At 30.4% G+C, this 17790-nt stretch carries 18 protein-coding genes and 1 pseudogene; 2 read left to right on the top strand and 17 right to left on the bottom strand.

Going from position 1 to position 17790, the window contains the following annotated elements; all coding sequences use genetic code 11:
* Window positions 1-21: 21 nt before the first annotated feature.
* The 9 genes and pseudogenes from KV700_RS11435 to KV700_RS11395 all read right to left on the bottom strand — a co-directional run bounded on the left by KV700_RS11435 (window position 22) and on the right by KV700_RS11395 (window position 9572).
* Window positions 22-1395 (bottom strand): DUF1800 family protein, encoded by a 1374-nt coding sequence (locus KV700_RS11435; RefSeq protein ID WP_218597952.1) that lies wholly within the window; start codon window positions 1393-1395, stop codon window positions 22-24.
* A gap of 572 nt (window positions 1396-1967) precedes the next feature.
* A pseudogene (locus KV700_RS11430) lies at window positions 1968-2543 on the bottom strand (DUF6515 family protein).
* Between the two features lie 288 nt (window positions 2544-2831).
* Window positions 2832-3131: a hypothetical protein gene (locus KV700_RS11425; protein WP_166383809.1), complete on the bottom strand. Its 300-nt coding sequence runs from the start codon at window positions 3129-3131 to the stop codon at window positions 2832-2834.
* A 126-nt stretch (window positions 3132-3257) separates the two neighbouring features.
* Window positions 3258-3998, bottom strand: a complete 741-nt coding sequence (locus KV700_RS11420) for a LytTR family DNA-binding domain-containing protein (protein ID WP_166383811.1) — start codon at window positions 3996-3998, stop codon at window positions 3258-3260.
* A 3-nt stretch (window positions 3999-4001) separates the two neighbouring features.
* Entirely contained in the window at window positions 4002-5036 is a 1035-nt protein-coding gene (locus KV700_RS11415; protein ID WP_166383813.1) for a sensor histidine kinase, read from the bottom strand.
* Window positions 5037-5043: 7 nt separating this feature from the next.
* Window positions 5044-6264, bottom strand: a complete 1221-nt coding sequence (locus KV700_RS11410; RefSeq protein WP_166383815.1) for an ABC transporter permease — start codon at window positions 6262-6264, stop codon at window positions 5044-5046.
* Between the two features lie 2 nt (window positions 6265-6266).
* A complete protein-coding gene (locus KV700_RS11405) occupies window positions 6267-7010 on the bottom strand; it encodes an ABC transporter ATP-binding protein (protein WP_166383817.1) in 744 nt (247 codons plus the stop codon).
* A gap of 4 nt (window positions 7011-7014) precedes the next feature.
* Window positions 7015-8229, bottom strand: coding sequence for an efflux RND transporter periplasmic adaptor subunit (locus KV700_RS11400; protein ID WP_218597951.1), 1215 nt, complete (start codon window positions 8227-8229; stop codon window positions 7015-7017).
* 11 nt (window positions 8230-8240) lie between these two features.
* Complete coding sequence (locus tag KV700_RS11395; RefSeq protein ID WP_218597950.1) at window positions 8241-9572, bottom strand: TolC family protein; 1332 nt, start codon at window positions 9570-9572, stop codon at window positions 8241-8243.
* Window positions 9573-9854: 282 nt separating this feature from the next.
* Between KV700_RS11395 and KV700_RS11390 the strand changes: the two genes are divergently transcribed.
* On the top strand, window positions 9855-10301 hold the full coding sequence (locus tag KV700_RS11390) for a hypothetical protein (protein ID WP_218597949.1): 447 nt from the start codon (window positions 9855-9857) through the stop codon (window positions 10299-10301).
* Between the two features lie 82 nt (window positions 10302-10383).
* On the opposite strand, the gene KV700_RS11385 is transcribed toward KV700_RS11390, so the two are convergent.
* The 8 genes from KV700_RS11385 to KV700_RS11350 form a co-directional block, all read right to left on the bottom strand.
* The gene (locus KV700_RS11385; protein WP_208889126.1) at window positions 10384-10752 is read right to left on the bottom strand and encodes a hypothetical protein; all 369 of its coding nucleotides are present in this window, start codon (window positions 10750-10752) and stop codon (window positions 10384-10386) included.
* Between the two features lie 53 nt (window positions 10753-10805).
* Window positions 10806-11150: a hypothetical protein gene (locus KV700_RS11380; protein ID WP_218597948.1), complete on the bottom strand. Its 345-nt coding sequence runs from the start codon at window positions 11148-11150 to the stop codon at window positions 10806-10808.
* A 315-nt stretch (window positions 11151-11465) separates the two neighbouring features.
* Entirely contained in the window at window positions 11466-13007 is a 1542-nt protein-coding gene (locus tag KV700_RS11375; protein ID WP_218597947.1) for an aldehyde dehydrogenase family protein, read from the bottom strand.
* Window positions 13008-13189: 182 nt separating this feature from the next.
* Entirely contained in the window at window positions 13190-13534 is a 345-nt protein-coding gene (locus KV700_RS11370; protein WP_166383829.1) for a hypothetical protein, read from the bottom strand.
* A gap of 82 nt (window positions 13535-13616) precedes the next feature.
* Window positions 13617-14942 (bottom strand): PorT family protein, encoded by a 1326-nt coding sequence (locus KV700_RS11365; protein ID WP_218597946.1) that lies wholly within the window; start codon window positions 14940-14942, stop codon window positions 13617-13619.
* Between the two features lie 3 nt (window positions 14943-14945).
* A complete protein-coding gene (locus tag KV700_RS11360; protein WP_205860395.1) occupies window positions 14946-15449 on the bottom strand; it encodes an RNA polymerase sigma factor in 504 nt (167 codons plus the stop codon).
* A gap of 46 nt (window positions 15450-15495) precedes the next feature.
* Window positions 15496-15900 carry a hypothetical protein gene (locus KV700_RS11355; RefSeq protein ID WP_240914561.1) on the bottom strand — a complete coding sequence of 135 codons (405 nt, stop codon included), beginning with the start codon at window positions 15898-15900 and terminating at the stop codon, window positions 15496-15498.
* Between the two features lie 16 nt (window positions 15901-15916).
* The gene (locus KV700_RS11350; protein ID WP_218597945.1) at window positions 15917-16609 is read right to left on the bottom strand and encodes a hypothetical protein; all 693 of its coding nucleotides are present in this window, start codon (window positions 16607-16609) and stop codon (window positions 15917-15919) included.
* Window positions 16610-16804: 195 nt separating this feature from the next.
* On the opposite strand from KV700_RS11350, the gene KV700_RS11345 reads away from it, so the two are divergent.
* On the top strand, window positions 16805-17779 hold the full coding sequence (locus tag KV700_RS11345) for an acyl transferase (RefSeq protein ID WP_166383837.1): 975 nt from the start codon (window positions 16805-16807) through the stop codon (window positions 17777-17779).
* Window positions 17780-17790: the final 11 nt, after the last annotated feature.

The raw sequence follows: 17790 nt of genomic DNA, 5'->3' as shown, positions 1-17790 counted from the left end.
ATCTCGAGCGCAGTCGAGAGGTTAGCAAAGTTGATATTCTGGTAAACTCATTAATTGCACAACAAAATCGTGCTTAGAAAGTTGCTGATTTCTTTCTAACATTTCTTCGGTTCCACTATTAATTTTTGATGTTATAATTTGATGTACCAATTCCTTATTAGATTCCTTTTTATAATTTTCTTCAAAAGAACTCCAATCTGCAGAAACTTTTATGAAAGCTTTTTTACGCAATTTTCTTTTCTTAAAATTGGTAATCATGGTTTCTTCATCACCAATTTCTGAATACGCAATTTCTGCATTGTTTAACAAAACAGAAGGTAGACGCAAACGGGTAACAATGGTATTGCTGTCAATCCAATTTCTACCCGTTTGCCAGCCAGCAACATTTGGCGGACTCAATAAAATTTGCCCTAATAAACGTTGCAATAATAAAACTTGTTTTGGTTTTTCTATTTTATAAGGTACAATAGTGTTTATACCCACTAAAAATTCAATAGGCGATTTTATTTTCGTTCCAATATTTTCATCGTTATAAAACCAATTAGAAAGCAATACAAAACGCATTAGATTTTCTATATTATAATCTTTATAAAACACCTCTACCATTTCATCTACATGGTTAATACTAATGTTTTCGTTAACAAAATAGCTGTAAATTTTTTCTGATATAAAACGTGCACATTGTTTCTCTTCTAGAATGATATCTATAATATCATCACCCTTAAAATAGCCCGATTTACTAAAGAATGTTTTTTCTTCGGCATCATGTTGTCCTTGTTTAAAATTGAATTGTCCTTTAAAATTATGGTTATATCCTGTAAATGATCTTGCAGACTCTTTTATATCTTGTTCTGTATAATTGTCTTGTCCCAACGTAAAAAGTTCCATTAATTCGCGTGCAAAATTCTCATTCGGACTTTTTTTCTTGTTCTGTTTGTTGTTTAAATAAGAAAGCATAGCGGCTTCTTTAGAAACCGATTTTGTGAAATTTCTAAAATCTCCCAAAGCATTTTCACGCAACATATTATTGTAACTCTGTACAAATAATATGTTTCTATTTTCACACACAAAATGATTCGCCCAAAACAAGGTCATTTTTTCACGTAAAATTTCTGATGGATTATTTAAACGTTCAAACCAAGCTGTAGAAAGTTCTTGTACTTTTTTCCTACTATTTTTTTGAAGTTCTTTACGTTTGTTTTTATCCTTGGCATCTTTAAAAGAAATACCTTTTAAAAAAGAAGTATCTACAGATAAAATAGTTATTTTCTTAGAAGAAGCAAATAACTCGTTCACAACGTTTTTTTTACTTTTCTTAGATAAACGAGCCAATTCTTTTGGTGTAATACCAAAACCAACTCTGTTATATAAATGTTGTATGTGTGCTAATTTCATAAACCTTAGACTCTATAAATTAAAAATGGTTTAAATCTTATCATTTAAAGATAGCTTAAAAGAAAAATATAAAATGGAGGGGACTTAGGAATATGGTTTGTTGCGTGGTTAAGCAACCAAGTTATTAAATAAATCACGAACGGCTAAATTCCGAAGGAATTTCGTAAGTGAGCTAAAACTAGCAATAAATTATATACTTTGTTGCCAGTACTGCTTAATTCCATAATACTATGAATTTTGTTGTATAAAATCTTTTATGTCTCTTAAAAACAAATCATAATCTTTTAAAACAATTTTTAAATCCAGAGTGTGAAATTTTGGTTGATTTTTTAAATCGTTATAATCCAGCGTGTATGCAAAAACTACAGGGTATTCTGAACCTTTATATGAATGAGTGTTTAAATCCATTTGAAATTTCATTAATAGTTTGTAATGTTTCTATGTGCGAATTTAATTTTCCATTAATAATTATAGTGGCGATAATAAAACCAGATTCAAATTTATTAAATAGAAAAGTGAGTAATTATAAAATAACCACCCACTTTTTAATCACTATCAATCAAATCAATTTTTTATTCCATATCTATAATACCTACCACTTCATAGCCTCTTGAACCATCAACTTGCACTTTCTCATAAAGTATATTCGCATATTCGTAGTACGTTAAACCATCAATGATCACTTTTTCGTAATCGTCTGGTAGTTAGTAAACTATGGCACCAACTTCTGGGTCAACAACCTCGTATTGGTTGTTTATTTGAATATAAAATATGCCGTCTGCATTATAATAATTACGATTATTAAAACTCACACTTCTATAGTTAGTAGGCAATACATTTATTCTAAACCCAACTTTTGGTGCAATAACAATGTAACGTCCTCGAGATTGCGTGTAATATCTGTTATTTGCATAATAGTAATTCTGATTTTTGTATTTTACAACCGTTTTCTTAGGAAGTGATCTTACCGAAGTTACTTTTTTAGTGGGTTTTTTATAAGTAACCTTAGTACTTGAAATCCTTTTATTTGATGTTTTTTTTGCAACTGCATTTGTTCTTTTGGTTGTCGTTGTTGTAACGGTTTTAGCTTTCGCATTACTACGTTTTGCTTGTGCAGAAACCTGTGTTGTCACTGCCACAATAAACATTGCTGGCAAAATGATTGTTTTTATAACTGTTTTCATAATAACAAGATTTTAATGATTAAACTTTTTTTCTCAATACTAAACGTTATTTACTATTGATAGTTTAAAGGTATTTGAATTGTTTCTGAAATAAAAAGACAATAGAGGTTTGCTGTAATTGTATCTACGAATAAGAAACTTATATCGACATAGATATCTGAAGGTTAATACTAAACCACATAAAAAACCATAAAAAAAAAGGATATACTATTTAAAAGCACACCCTTTTTAGTTATAAATTTATCTAGAAACTTATTTTAACAAACCTAATAAACCCGTTAATTCTGTTAAGTTTAAGCTTGAATTATTATCTGTATCTAAAACATTAAAGTTTTCTGACACAGTACCAATTGCTTCTGTAGAACTAATAGCTTCATCATTATTAGTGTCTAATAAACTAAAAAGAGTAGTAATTTGTTGTACAGTAGAATTAGAGCTTAAAGAACCTAATAATGTTGCTGCTTGTGTAATACTTGATGTATTTGCGTTGTTAAGACTACTACAGCTAAACATAGTAGCAGTTAATGCTAATGATAATAAGATTTTTTTCATAATTATAGGTTAAGATTTTATGTGGGCACAAAAGTACTTTTATATGATTGTTTGGTAAAAGTAAATAGACAAACTATATCTATTTATCGCCCAATTAGGTTGTTTGATAGATGAAATGAAACAACCCTAGTTTTGTAATGAATTACCATTTACAAATGCTAAGAATTTAGGCTTGTATTGTTCTGAAACTGTAATACGTTGTTTGTTTATAATAATCTGACTACGTTCTATAACTTCTATATTCTTTAAGGAAACTATAAAAGATCGATGTACACGCATAAATTGTGTTTCAGGCAGTTCGGCTTCTAAAGATTTTAAGCTCATTAATGTTAAAATGGCTTTCGGATTATCTTTCAACCATATTTTTATATAATCTTTTAAGCCTTCAAAATACAAGACATCAGCCAATTTTATCCGTAATTGCTTGTATTCAGATTTTACAAAAAGAAACTCTTTTTCGGGCGATAAAACTTGTTGCTTCTCCCCTTTTCCTTTTACCAAATCGAACCAGGTATTTGCTTTGTTGGCTGCGGCAAGAAATTCAGCATAATCAAAAGGTTTTAGTAAATAATCTAAAGCTTCAACCTTAAAACCTTCTAAAGCATATTGATCGAAAGCCGTAGTAAAGATTACACGTGTTTCTTTTGGTAGCATTTTAGAAAACTCAATACCAGTTAAATCGGGCATTTGTATGTCTAAAAACAATAAATCTACAGGTTCCGTTTTAATAAACTCCATAGCTTCAATAGCACTACTACATTTTTGTTTAAGCTCTAAAAAAGGCGTTTTTTCGACATAACTTTCCACTAGATTTAACGCCATTGGTTCATCATCTACAATAACACATGTAATTTTTAAGTTACTCATATTTTAAGCTGTTTCTATTTTTAAATCTATTAAAAAACGATTATTCACTATACGCGTATTAAAACTATGTTTATTAGGGTAAAGTAATTGTAACCGCTTCTCAACATTTTGAAGCCCTATTCCAGAACCACTTTTATCGTTTGTTTTTTTAGGAAAATTATCGTTTTCAATGGCAAATTGAACTGTTTTTTCATTTGATGTCATAGAAATATTAATATAACTTTCTTTAGTTGCAGACACACCATGTTTAAATGCGTTTTCAATTAATGAAATAAATAACAATGGTGCTATTTTAATACCAGTTTCTTCTTCAGGAAAATTATAACTAACTTCTGTTTTATCCGAAACTCTTAACTTCATTAAATCGATATACTTTTTCATAAAATCGATTTCTTTAGAAAGTGGTAATACATCCATATTGGTTTCATACAGCATATAACGCATTAATTTACTTAAACTATGAATGGATTTTTTTGCCTGTTCTGGCGAAATATCCACCATAGAATATATATTGTTAAGCGAATTAAAAAAGAAATGCGGTTGCAGCTGGTAATGCAAATGTTGTAATTCTGATTCTAGTTTAGAATTCGTCGCTTCCTTACGTTGTGCTTCTGTTTTTATTAATCGCTTAGTGGTTTTAATGGCAGCTGAAAAAAGTACAGGAGCTAAATAAGATAGCATTTGCACATAAATAATCATTTTAAATGGTGGTCCAACACTAGTATTGCTTGATGATTTTCTAATTATATCAGTAAAAAAAAGTGCATCAATTTGCGATTTTATTGTTAAAAACACCATAATAATAGCACCATTTATTAGGATGTATTTAATGGTTTGATTCTTAAAAAGAAACCTGTCTATTAATACAAAATAATTGGTGTAAAAAAGAATGGCATAAAAAAATAAGGGAATCCAAAAACGAGAGATAACTCTATTAATTTCTTCTTCTAGACCATAAGATAGCACATAAGGAATACTAAATAAGGTAAACCAAACAATAAGGTGCGAAAAAAGGGTTACTTTTTTATTTTTTTTCATCATTAATTTATTCATAACGCAATGCTGTAATAGGGTCTAAAGCTGATGCTTTTCTTGCAGGATACCATCCAAAAAAGATACCAGTCACAGCACAAACAGCAAAGGAAATTACAACAGAATACATTGCTACACTTGTTGGCCAATTTAAGAATTTTTCAATAAATATGGTTGATGCGAGTCCTAAAAGTACACCTAAAATTCCGCCAGTTATACTGATTAACACGGCTTCAATTAAGAATTGCATTAAAATATCAGCTCCTTTTGCTCCAACAGCCATTCTTAAACCAATTTCTTTGGTACGTTCTTTTACAGAAACATACATGATATTCATAATTCCAATACCTCCAATTAATAACGAAATACTAGCAACTGCCACTAATAATAAAGTTAACATCTCACTTGTAGAACTAAAAGTAGAAATAAGCTCTTCCATAGATTGTACAGTAAAATCGTCTTTATTTGGATTAGATATTTGATGTTGAATTCTCATAATTTCTGAGACTTCAGTAACAGCATTTGGCGCATCGTCTTCACTTATTGCCGAAGCCATAATTTGATTGATATAATCAATAGCCAAAATACGTTTTTGTACGGTTGTATATGGAGCAATAACCACATCATCTTGGTCTTGACCAAAGGTGTTTTCTCCTTTTACTTCTAATACACCAATCACTTTAAACGGAATATTATTAAAACGAATCATCTGTCCAATAGGATCTTGCCCATCAGGAAACACATTGTCCACGACCGTTTGCCCAATAAGTGCCACTTTAGAAGCCATTTTTACTTCGGCATCTGTAAACATACTGCCGCTTTGCAAATCAACTACTTTAATTTTTAGATAATCTGGATTGACACCATAGATACCCGATGGCCAGTTGTTAGCACCATTTATAACTTGTCCTTTACCAGTAACCAATGGTGTTGCATAACTTAAAAAGGTGGCTTGATCTTTAACGGCTTCATAATCTTTAAGGGTAAGTGTTTGCATCTCATCTGCACTTGCACGAACACCACCACTTGAAGCAGATGCAGGTCTAATAGTAATAATATTAGAGCCCATACTTGAAATGTTTTCGCGAATGCTTTCTTTAGAGCCTTCACCTATAGCGAGCATTGCAATTACCGATGCTACACCTATAATAATGCCCAACATTGTAAGTAGGGTCCTCATTTTATTAAGAACAATGGCTTTAAAAGCGATTTTAAATAAATTTAATAGTCTCATAATTAATGATTTTCTTTAGGCAATTTTGCTAACTCTTCTGCTGCCGATTGTACATTTTCATTTTTGTAATCTTGAATTATATTTCCATCTTTTAAAACAATGGTTCTACTACTAAATGTTGCAATATCTTCTTCGTGCGTTACAAAAGTGATGGTAATGCCTTGTTTGTTCAAGTCTTGAAACAAAGACATAATTTCGTAAGAAGTTCGCGTATCTAAGTTTCCTGTTGCTTCATCGGCAAGAATCATTACAGGGTTGTTTACTAACGATCTTGCAATGGCAACACGTTGTTGTTGACCACCTGAAAGTTGCGAAGGCGTATGGTCTAATCTATCGCCCAAACCTACTTTTTGCAACGCTTCTATTGCACGTTTTCTACGTTCTTCTGTGGAAACTTTACTGTTATATAAAAGCGGTAATTCTACATTTTCAATAGCAGATGTTCTGGCTAATAAATTATAGGATTGAAAAATAAATCCGATTTTTTCATTACGTATGGTTGCTAACTGATTTTTAGTAAGGTCTTTAACCTTAACACCATCAATTTCATAGTTCCCAGATGTAGGTTGGTCTAAACAACCCAAAATATTTAACATCGTACTTTTTCCAGAACCAGATGAACCCATAATGGTTACAAACTCGCCTTCTTTTATATCAAACGAAATACCTTTTAACGCGTGAACCGTTTCATTGCCCATTGTAAACTCACGCTTTAAGTTTTCTATTTTTATGATTTCTTTTTTCATCGTATTATCTTTTTCCTCCACCTCTTGTTGTTTGTGGCATAAATGGACTTTTACTTTTATCTGCTGCACTTGCTGCTGTTTTACTAACGCCTTCTAAACTGTACACTAATTTATCACCTTCAGTAATACCACTTAAAATTTGCACATTTACGCCATCGCTTGCTCCCAAAGTGACTTTTTGAGGTTTTATTTCGCCATTGCTACTGTAAACCCAAACAACGCTACCATTACTTCTTTCTGTAGGTCTTTCATTTGTTTGTTGTACTGTAAGATTTTGTTGTTCATTATAAGCTGTTAACTCTGGACGTGTTGGTTTAAAGTTAATGGCTTTGGCTTCGGCAGTTAATACATCATTTAATTCCAAGGTGTAAATTGAAATGGTTGCTGTTAAGCCTGGTTTTAATTTTAAATCAGGGTTATCTGCTTTAATTACTACCGTATAAGTAACCACGTTAGAAGTTACCGTTGGGTTTAAACGTACTTGTGTAACAACACCCTCAAACTCATCTTCTAAATAAGCATCAACAGTAAAACTAACACGTTGTCCTTCTTTTACTTGTCCTATATCTGCTTCATCAACATTAGCCTCTACTTGCATTTGTTTTAAATCTTTTGCAATAGTAAATAGTGTTGGTGTGCTTAAACTTGCCGCAACAGTTTGTCCTTCGTCTATGGCTCTCGACAATACTACACCATCAATTGGTGAATGAATATCGGCATAACTTAAATTGGTTCTCGCTTTTTGTAAATCAGACAAACGTTGAGTAACTGTGCTTTTTGCTGTTTCGTAATTGAAGTTCGCATCATCAAAATCAGACCTACTTATAACCTGACTGTCATACAAGGATTTTTGACGGTCGTAAATGGTTTTGGTGTAGTTCTTTTGATTTACAGCATTATCATAAACAGCTTGCGCCTGCGATAATGTAGTTAACAGATTAGTTTTGTCTAATTCGGCAATTAATTGTCCTTCTTTAACTTCACTGTTATAATCAACAAATATTTTTTCGACTACACCAGAAACTTGCGTTCCAACCTCTACTTTGGTTATAGGCTCGATGGTTCCAGTTGCCGTAACCATTGTAGTAACTTTCGCTTTTTTTGCGATGACCGTTTTAGCTTCTATTATTACAGCATCATCATTGTTAACAAAGCTGTAAACTACGATAGCAAGTATAACTACTAGAATGCTACCTATTATTAATTTCTTATTTTTCATAGTATTGTTGATTAAAGTTTAATATCGTTTCCTTGGTAAAATTGTAATAATTGATGATATAAAATATTTAAGTATTTGGCTTGTAAATAATTTTGTTGAGCATTTGTATATGTGTTTTGACTAATCACTAAATCTGTAGTACTCAAAGCTCCTAATTCATATTTCTTTTGTGCCAGATTAAACGATTGTTCGGCTGCAGCTTTAGAAGCTTCTGCAGCAATAACTTGCTCTTGTGTTGAGAGTGCATTTTGGTAGGCAGTCTCAACTTTTCTATAGATTTCTTTTTCAGAATTTTGTTTTTGTATTTGAGCTTTTTTAATGTTTATAGTTGCTGTGCTTATAGCCGCTTTGGTCTGATTTTTATTAAAGATTGGAATATTTAGTGAAAGCCCTATTCTTTGATTAAAATTAAGATTAAACTGGTCTAAAAATGTATTGTCTCTAATACTTGTGTAACCAGTTCCCATACTTCCTGTTAAAGATAATGTTGGTAAATAGCCACCTTTTGCAATGTCCAACTCCTTTTCGTTAACAGCGATATTTAAGCTACTTGCTTTAATTTCTGGTAGATAGCCTAACGCATTGTTATAAATCGTCATTTTATTAAGTTCCAAATTAATTAAATCTATATTTTTATCAATGGTTTCAACCTCCATCTCTTGTGTAGGTGGCAATTCTAATAATTGCTTTAAAACAATTATATTTTGTTGGTAATTGTTTTTTGCAGCAATTACTTGGTACTTATTTGTTGCCGTTTGACTTTGTGCTTCTGTATAATCATTAAGTGCAATTTCTCCTGCGTCTAATCGTGCTTTGGCACGTAACACTTCTTTTTCTGAAGCCGAAAGATTATTTTCTGCTATACTAATACTTTCTTTACTATATAAACTTTGCAAATAGGTTTCTAAAATGCTAACAACAATGTTATTCTTTGCTACTTCTTCAATAAATGAACTCTGTTCTAAAAGTAATTCACGTTGTTTTATATCATTGTTAATTTGATTGCCTTGAAACAAGGTCATTGAACTATTGATGCCCACATTGGTGCTATAGATTTGGTCTGACACAAAATCACTTGTTATTGGGTCAATAGAATTTCCGTTAGAAAAATTTTGAGAAGCACTACCAAATAAGTTAGGCAGTCTGGAAGATTTTGCTTTATCATAATTTACTTCTGCAATATTGGTATTTAAAGAAGCATCCTTAACGGTAATGTTGTTTTCTAAAGCGTAGGTAATACTTTCTTCTAATGACCATATTTTTGCTACTGAAGTGTTAGACACTTCTTGTGCAAATGAAAATTGCACGATTAAAAAACTTGTTATGATGAGATATAATTTCATTTTTGTGTGTTTTTAATTAACACTTCAAATATGAAACTATATACTTCCTTATAAAACTGAAATAGATCTTTAAGGCAATTGTCTATACAGAACGGCTTTTTTTATCGACGGTATTTTTTATGATTTTATGAACTGGAAGATGTGATGAAGTCTTTTCTTCATTTATCAGATTATTGAATTTTATTTTTTTTTGAAATGAATTAAACCTTTTTTAAAATAGAATAGTCTTTATACCGTATGAATAATTTAAATCAGAATTCTAAACTCTAATAATTACAAAAAATGAAACATTTAGCCATTTTACTTACACTACTTTCAAGCCTTTATTCTTTTGCTTCAAATACAACAAATTTTCCCACGGATACAACACAAGTATCCAATGAGAACATTTTATATAAAGTTTCACAAGATGACAATTATGTTTACTTAAATATAAGTACTACAGACACAAAGACCTCTATGTCAATAATTAGAACAGGCCTTACCGTTTATTACGACATCAAGGGAAAGAAAAAAAAGAATGTTTATGTAAAGTATCCATATAGTACTGAGCCAAGACAATCAGGACAAGGTTCGCGGGGAAATAATGGCCAAAATATTATAGACTTAAATAGTATTATTGAAAAATTACCTACAGAAGCAGAATATAGTTCTTTAGAAGAAAAACAAACGTTTAACGTTTTTGTGTATGGTTTGTTGCGTGTTTTAAGCAGTGAATTTAGTAAATAAAACACGAACGGCGAAATTCCGGAGGAATTTCCCAAGTGAGCTAAAACCAGCAATAAAGTTTATACGGTGTTGTAAGCAGTTTTTATTCAGCTAATTTATTTTTTCCGTTTTCTGTTTTTATAAATTTTGCGTTCCTTTTTTCAATAATCTTTCCTAAATCTACAAAGTCTCCAATTTCTCTCGAAACTTCTGAAATTTTAATAGATTTTCCATCTTTTATAAAAACAAGGAGGTTTACAGAGTCGATATATTCAATTCCATTTACTTTAATATTTTCTAAATCTAAATTCAGCTTTTTTTCGACATTATCAATCATAGAATATGGTCCAAGAATTAATAATTCTTTCCATTCAAAACTGTTGAGTTTAGTTAAGTCGATTGTTTCTGATTTCGACTTAAATTTGGTTTCTATTTTTTTGGTCAGAGTTTTGTCAGAATGCAATGAAGTCATTTGTTGACAAGAGAATAAAGTCAAGGATATAATCGTAATTATTATTAGTTTTTTCATTTATGTTCAGCAATTCGTTTCTCGAAAATAAGTTCATTGTGTTCAGGTTTTTTTTCTGAATAATTAACTTCAAATTTATCTCCGTTTTTTATAGTTTCCTTTTTTACAGTTAATTTTTGATTTTCAGTATATTTTTTTCCATTTACTTTAAATTCATATTTTATAAATATTCCTCTCTGAAATCGTTCTTCAATTTCAATAATAGTTCCGATTACTGTTTTTGAATTCTTCAATTCATTTTTCTCAACCAAACTGTTCCAAATGCCAAAACAAATTCCAGTAATAATTAACAGAATTAAAATTGAAAATTGCCATTTATTTTTTTCTTTTTTTTCTTTCAATTTTAAATATTTTCTTTTAGTTCGAGTGGTTTTTCAAATTGCTTACAACTATAATGATAAGGTGAGTTTTAATTCATTTTATCAGAAGTTAAACGAAGTTAGCTGTTTTATTTTAGAAAGTCAAGTTTTTAAAAGCTTCTGTAAAAGAACTAAAGAGGCTGTCTAAAAAGGATTAAATCTTGTCATGCTGAACTTGTTTCAGTATCTCTACTTACTAAAAATCAACCTTCAAAATAATCTGAAATAAATTCAAATTGACAAAAAACTCACTTTTTATACAGCCTCTTCAAATATATTTAAGACTCTAAAAAACAATTAAAGATCAAACTTTATTCCTTGTGCCAAAGGTAATTCATCAGAATAATTAATGGTATTTGTTTGTCTACGCATATATACTTTCCAAGCATCAGAACCCGACTCTCTACCTCCTCCAGTTTCTTTTTCACCACCAAAAGCACCACCAATTTCTGCACCAGAAGTTCCTATGTTTACGTTTGCAATTCCACAATCTGAACCTGCATAAGACAAGAATTTCTCTGCCTCTTTTAGTTCGTTGGTCATAATTGCTGATGATAAACCTTGGGCAACTCCATTTTGTTTGTCAATTGCGTTTTCTACTTCTCCAGAATATTTCATCAAATATAAAATAGGTGCAAAAGTTTCATGCTGAACAATTTCAAAATGATTTTCTGCTTCTATAATTGCTGGTTTAACATAGCATCCAGATTCGTATCCTTTACCTTCTAAAACACCACCTTCTACTAAAACTTTTCCACCTTCTGCTTTTGCTTTTTCTATTGCAGCTAAATACGTATTTACAGCATCATGATCTATTAACGGACCAACATGATTGTTTTCATCTAAAGGGTTTCCTATTTTAATTTGACCATAAGCGCCAACAATAGCATCTCTTACTTTATCATACACAGATTCGTGAATAATTAATCTTCTTGTAGATGTACAACGTTGTCCGCAAGTACCAACAGCACCAAAAACAGCACCAGGCACCACTACTTTTAAATCTGCAGTAGGCGTAATAATAATGGCATTATTACCTCCTAATTCCAATAATGATTTACCAAAACGTTGTGCAACAGTTGCACCAACAATTCGTCCCATTTTGGTAGAACCTGTTGCAGAAATTAATGGAATACGAGTATCGGTAGTCATCATTTCTCCCACTTTATAATCGCCATTAATAATAGAAGAGATTCCTTCTGGTAAATTATTTTTCTTTAAAACATCGGCTATAATATTCTGACAAGCAACGGTACATAAAGGTGCTTTTTCAGAACCTTTCCAAACACAAACATCACCACAAATCCATGCTAAAGCAGTGTTCCAAGCCCAAACAGCAACCGGAAAGTTAAAGGCAGAGATAATACCAACAACACCAATTGGGTGCCATTGCTCTCTCATTACATGTCCTGGTCTTTCAGACGGAATTGTTTGTCCGTTTAATTGGCGAGATAAACCTACAGCAAAATCACAGATATCTATCATTTCTTGTACTTCTCCATAACCTTCTTGCAAAGATTTTCCCATTTCATAAGAAACCAACTTGCCTAAAGGTTCTTTTAAATCTCTTAATTTGTTACCAAACTGACGTACAATTTCTCCTCTTTGTGGAGCTGGCATATTTCTGAAAGATAAAAAAGCTTTAGCGGCTGTTTCCATCACTTTTTCGTAATCTTCTTTTGTAGTTGCTTTTACTTTTCCAATCAATTTTCCATCAACAGGAGAATAACTCTCTATCAATTCGCCATTAGAAAAATTAGTAGATCCTGTAGAAGTTCCATTATTTATAGCTTTTAATCCTAGCTTTTGTAAAGCTTCTTGAATTCCAAAGTCTGTCATTTTGCTGTTCTGTTTTTGTTGTTAATATCTTAAAAACGAATTTACGAATAATTTTTAGACTTACATATATTAAACAAAAACAACGCTAATTGTTTATTATTAAACAATTAGCGTTGTAGAAATAAATTATTTTTATTTAATCCCCAAAAAATAAAAATAGAATACTTTAATATAAAATTATACTACAAAGAGTATGCCAACCATTCTTCTGGTATTGGCCCTAAGTCTAATTCTACTTTTCTAGATTTTATAATTTTTTTAAAACCTAATCTAGATTTTATAGGTACGGATAAGTTAATATTGTTCTTATTATTAATAATCTCTAAAACTTCGTAAATTGTTCTTTTAGTGCACAATACTAAGCTATTCATCATAGCATTAGATTCTTTGTCTAAATCATAAAAATCTACAAAATAAGCAGGTTTTTCATCCTTATAGACAACCCATTGTGTAGATTTTTCTTCTAATGATACTATAATTTCTCTGGTACCACTTAATGTTCTATATGTGTTTGCTAAAAATGTCATATTGCTTTCATTTAAAAAGTCAAATTTAATATAATGAAGAAGTAATACTTCTTACATTTCGACGGAACAACAATAAATGTCGTTAAAATGTATATTTGATACCAGAGTAGATACCAAAATTAAAAGGGGAAAAACCATTAGAATCTTCACTAAAGGTATTTAACTGAGCCTTAAACATAGGGTTTAAATTTAAAGACCAATTATTATTTAAAAAATAATTAAAATCGAAACCTAAGTTACCACTAAAGTTAAGCTTATTTAAATTATTAGCAGTACCAGAATTTGAAATAAATTGAGAACTAAAATTAACTTCATTTTTATTTAAAAATAAAGAACTAAACCCTGCAACCACCTGTGTATTAAAGTTTTTAACACTTAAAAAATTATATTTCACTTCTAGTGGAATTTCTATATAACCGTATATTTGATTCAAATTTCCAGTTAAACTACTTCTATCTAAAACCGTATTGTTACTATAATCTAAACTTTGAGTAGGTGCTTTGTTAAAAGAAAAAGAAGCACCACTATTAAATGCTATAGCAGATGAACTTTTTGAAATTGAAGAAACAGCTGTTACCTGATTGTTCACAAAACTCATTTCTTGCAAATGTACACCAGATTGAATGCTCCATTTTTTATTAATCTGGTATCCTATTTGAAAACCATAAGAAAAAGAGCTTTTTCCTTTTGTAGAATTTGATAAGTTTTTATTTACAGGAGATGAATTTGAAAATGAATTTGAATTTAAAATTGCAAAAACAGGCGCAATAAACCATTTATTTTTTAAATTTTTAATAGAAAAAACACTATCTTTTTCTATTATAAATTTATCTAAATCAACTTTATTTTTAGGCAATTCTTTTTCCTGAGTTACAATCTCTACTATTTTGTTTTTTTCTTCAGAAAAAACTTCCTTATTTATAGTTATCGTTTTATCGTTAACAGAATCTAATATTTCGTTGTTTGTATTATTAGCTAATAAAATCTTTTTAGTAGCTATTTCTTTACGTACTAACTTCTTTTGAAAACCAGGTTTTTCTATTCTCTTTTTATCATTTTCTATTAGTTTCTTATCAGCAACGAGTATCTCTTCTTTAATTTTTATATTTTGAATAAGTGTATCTGTTTTAGGTTGATCATTTTTTTCAACTTCGTTTTCTGTACTTTCCGTAACAATAGTTTTAGAATCAATTTTTATAAAATCTGTTTTGTTTTTATCGACTGGAAACAACACCATTCCTAAAAGCAACATGGCTGCCGCTGCACCTGCAAACCACCAAAAAGGTACTACTTTCCTTTTCTTCTTTTTAAGTTTAGATTCTATATTGCTCCAAACTTTTTTATCTGGAGTTACCTCCAAATTTTTAAGCTGATCTTGAAACAATTTATCTAAATTCTTATTTTTCATCAATTAATCGTTTTCTGTTGTTTTTTGATGCATTTCTAATTGATCTTTCAAAATTTTTCTTGCTCTAGATAAGTTTGACTTTGATGTTCCAACAGAAATACCTAACATTTCTGCAATATCTTTATGAGCATAATCGTCTAAAACATATAAATTAAAAACCAATCTGTATTGATCTGGTAATTGCTGAATAAGGCTCAACAAAACATCCACATTAAAAGCAGTGTCTTCTATATTAAACTCTTCTTCTGTTTCTAATTCATCAGAAAAATTACTAACATTTTGCAAAGGAGACTTTACTCTATATTTTTGTAAAACTGTATTTACAGTTATACGTTTTAACCAACCTTCAAAAGAACCTTTATGATTATATTGTTTTATTTTCTCAAAAATAGTCATAAAACTATCTTGTAAATTATCTTCTGCATCTTGATAATTACTGGAGTATTTTAAACAAACCGCAAACAGCTTATCGGCATAAAGCTGATAAACTGTTGATTGCGCTGCCATTTTTTGCTGACAACATTCTTGTATGAGCTCTTCTATTTTGATGGTACTAATTTACAGGAACTATTACTTCCTCAAAAATATTTTCGCCCTCACTATCAGTTCCTTTAAAAAACTTAAAAATATAGTCTTCTGTTTGAGACACGGTAACTACAAACTTCTTTTCTTCTTGCACAATTTCTTCTGTACATTCTTTATCTAATAAAACCGTTGCTCTCACTGCAACTGTTCTTGTAGAATCTTTAGCCTCATAATAAATTTGATTAAAGGAATAACAACTGTTGGGGAAAGAATATTTTATGGTAATGGTATCTGTTTCTCCAAATGTAAAACTTTCTGGAGTAATTGCTTCGTCTATTTTTAAGAATTCATAGGCAAAATTTGGCGAATCATCTTGATCTAAACAAGAAGTAAAGATTAGTAATCCTAATAAAAGTAAACTGATTTTTTTCATGGTTTTTGTTATTAAATTAATATTTAAGGGTTGGAATTCCATTTTCGCATTCAACAGAAACTGGAACACTTCCTATAGAACAATCTGAAATTATGCCCCATTTAACATTAAATGTTTTTTCTGCTTCTGTGTATATTTCTATTTTATTTAAAAAATTATTTATATCTATTTCAGATGAATAAGCTATATATCCCTGCGAACCTCCACAAGCTTTTGCACCGTAAGCGGTAAACAACCAATTTGCAGTATCTGAGCAAGAAACACTGCTAGACAATTCTTGAATTTCATTGAATAAATCCATTAAACTTCTATGTTCAATTTCTTGCGCTGTTAGTTCTCTTTTAACCACTAATTTATGTTCTGTGAGTGTAATAATTCTCCACGCATAATTTGCTGGATAGTTTTCTGTAGAAATATTAACAAGGGTATTTTCTAACTCAAAAGTTCCTTCAATATTAAAAAAAGATAAAGGCGGTGTACCGCACCAACCAGAAGTTCGTTCTATAAAACCACCATTTTTATGAAATGAAATTCCGTAGGCATCATTTGGCAAAGAGTTTCCTCTTTTAAATGTTGTCGTTTCACCATTGTAAACAGGATCGAACCAAGTTCCTATTAATAAATTATCTGAATCTATTAGTACTTCGTTTTCTTCACAAGAAGATAATGAAACTAGAAAAACAATTAAAATGATACTTTTTAACGTCATTATTTGGCTCTTTTATTATAAGATGCAAAAACTTATAAAAGGTTGCGTTAAATAATTCTATTTTTGCATTGTAAAGTTTTTTAAAGAGAATTCTTTATGTAAATCTCCGTTTTACTGAAACTAGTTCAGCACAAACAAGGGAATGATAATTATAAGAAACTACAACAAAAGTGTTGTGGACGTTTTTTCGAATTTATGCAAAACAATATTTTTAACATCCAAAACCAAGAAGATTTTAAGCAAGTTGCTTTAGCTGTTTTTAAACATCAATTTAAAAACAATAAAGTATATAGGTCTTTTTGCGATTTATTATACATTCATCCTTCAGACGTTACTAAGGTTGAAGAAATTCCGTTTTTACCTATTCAGTTTTTCAAGAGCAAAAAAGTACTTTCTTCCTTAGAAGAAATTGAAGAAACCTTTACAAGTTCTGGTACAACAGGTAGTGTTACAAGCAAGCATTTTGTAACAGATATTAACCTCTACAAGGAAAGCTACCTAAAAGGATTTGCTCATTTTTATGGCAATATAGAAGAGTATGCTGTTTTAGCTTTATTGCCAAATTATTTAGAAAGAAATGGCTCTTCTTTAGTGTATATGGTTGATGATTTAATTCAGAAATCTAACAACTTAGAAAGTGGATTTTATCTAGATAATATTCAAGAATTAGCAAAAAAACTAGTTGAATTAGATAAAAAAGGACAAAAAACGCTCTTAATTGGTGTTTCTTTTGCGTTGTTAGATTTGATAGAAATGCAACAATTCAACCTGAAAAATACCATTATTATGGAAACTGGTGGTATGAAAGGACGAAGAAAAGAGTTGATTAGAGATGAATTGCATCAGCTTTTACAAAGCGGATTTGGGGTTACTGAAATTCACTCAGAATACGGAATGACAGAATTATTGAGTCAGGGGTATTCTAACGGAAACGGCGTTTTTGACACACCTCCTTGGATGAAGATTCTTACCCGAGACACAGAAGATGCTTTAACAATTCAACAAGTAGGAAAAACAGGCGGAATTAACGTAATTGATTTAGCCAATTATAATTCTTGTGCTTTTATTGCTACGCAAGATTTAGGCAAAGTACATAAAAACGGTACTTTCGAAATTATTGGTCGTTTCGATAATTCAGATATTAGAGGTTGTAACTTAATGGTGTTATAAAGAAATTAAAG

Origin of the sequence: Polaribacter sp. NJDZ03, assembly GCF_019263805.1 — a bacterium.
Taxonomy (GTDB): Bacteria; Bacteroidota; Bacteroidia; order Flavobacteriales; family Flavobacteriaceae; genus Polaribacter.
The sequence above is the reverse complement of the archived record's forward strand: the minus strand, read 5'-3'. Positions and strand labels throughout refer to the sequence as shown.